This is a genomic window from Segatella copri, assembly GCF_026015295.1.
GTDB lineage: Bacteria > Bacteroidota > Bacteroidia > Bacteroidales > Bacteroidaceae > Prevotella > Prevotella copri_C.
In genome coordinates this window covers 1-1,042 of sequence record NZ_JAPDUW010000009.1, presented here as the reverse complement: position 1 = coordinate 1,042, position 1,042 = coordinate 1, and the positions used below count along the sequence as shown (strand labels likewise).

Below are 1,042 nucleotides of genomic sequence, written 5' to 3'. Positions count from 1 at the left end.
CTGCCAGAGGTGGAAGGGGTTCCGATGAATAATGTGGTGTTGGAGTTGTCTCCCCACAATGTTGTTGAAGGATTGCTTACCTTGAAGTAGGACACAACTCGCAGAGCGCTTTCCTTAAAACCGTTCTCGGACAAAGAATCACTTGATTGATAAAGCAGGTCTTCACCCGATGCTGAACCATAGTCCAGCGGTTCAACACCTCTACCCCTTACGGCTTTGTCCTTGCTCAGAATGGCTCCGTCGCCCTTGCGGCCGTCAAGGGCATAGACAACCATATCCTTGCCGATGGTTGCCAGTTCCGGTGAAAAGACACCGATGACGGTAGCCTGTGAGAGGTTGCCGTGTTTGAGTTTGGCACTCAGACTACGGAATCCGTCTGCGAGCCAGAGACTCGGATTGAAGTTGAAGTAATGGACTGAACTGTTCGGAAGAGTAAGTTCAGACTTGACGCCACGGCTGTCCAATAGCATCAGCCGTATGGAATCCCCAGAGAAATCCTGCCAACGGTAATAACCTTGCAGGTCTGAGTTCAAAGGCGCAGTCTTGAACCACAGTTCGCTTCCGCTGACTCCTCCGGGCGTTTGCGCGAAACTGCCGATAGCGAAGCCTAACAGTAACAAAGAAGTAAACTTTCTCATGCGCTGTCAATTTGGAGTGTTTGAAAAATATAAAAACGTATGCCTCTGCCGCGCAGGGAGAGACCAGTGAGAGAGAACGGACTGTTACTACGGAGAAGAATTGTGATATAGGCTTGCTCCGTAAAGTCCTATTGTCACGTGGCAGGCCAATAGGCTTTACCACCAAACTAATGCTGCAAATATACAAAAATAATCTTAATAAACGGATATAATCTTTAAGAAATTTGCTGGTTTGGCGTTTTTTTCTTATGATTTCTGTCAATTTTGCAGAAATCTTTTACATCTGTTGTATGTACTGGAGTTAGTTTGGCAAAAATACACAAATGGTCACGGCTTCAGTTTCTTATGTTAGAATGTAAATCATGGTTTGAAACTGTACACACTCGGAGTACAAATGAAAACAC

General features: G+C 45.7%; 1 pseudogene. It reads right to left on the bottom strand.

The annotated features are described in order from the left end of the window. Window positions 1-638: pseudogene (locus tag ONT18_RS17270) on the bottom strand (T9SS type A sorting domain-containing protein); the annotation flags it as partial. Window positions 639-1,042: the final 404 nt, after the last annotated feature.